Consider the following 479-nt stretch of genomic DNA (forward strand, 5'->3'; position numbering starts at 1 on the left):
AACAGGCCTTAGTGCTGATTCAGAAACTGTATGCCATAGAAGCAGAACTCAGGAGAAAGACCGATGGTACAGCAGAACAGCGCCGCGAATACCGACAACAGCATAGTCAACCGGTGATGCAACAACTATATGAATGGCTCAACCAACATCATCTGACGGTGCCATCGAGTTCTGCCACCGCCAAGGCCATCAATTACACGCTGAAGCGTTGGCCAGCCTTAAGCCGCTATCTGGATGATGGCAATTTACCTATAGATAATAATTGGGTTGCGAATCAGATGCGCCCCTGGGCGTTGGGACGTAAGAACTGGCTGTTTGCTGGCTCGCTGCGCAGCGGCCAACGAGCTGCCAATATAGTCAAATCATTATAAAACCAATACAATGGTGCAATGAGTTATTCAGAACATTTTAGACGTAAAATTTTAGCTAAGCTTGAGGAAGGTTATTCTATTCGAGCGGTAGCTGCACAATTTGAAATT

At 46.3% G+C, this 479-nt stretch carries 2 pseudogenes; both read left to right on the plus strand.

Annotated elements, in window-relative coordinates:
• Window positions 1-359, plus strand: a pseudogene (locus GBN19_RS15560) (IS66 family transposase); the annotation flags it as partial.
• A 30-nt stretch (window positions 360-389) separates the two neighbouring features.
• Window positions 390-479, plus strand: a pseudogene (locus GBN19_RS16020) (IS630 transposase-related protein); the annotation flags it as partial.

This window comes from Acinetobacter brisouii, assembly GCF_008993995.1.
GTDB lineage: Bacteria > Pseudomonadota > Gammaproteobacteria > Pseudomonadales > Moraxellaceae > Acinetobacter > Acinetobacter brisouii_A.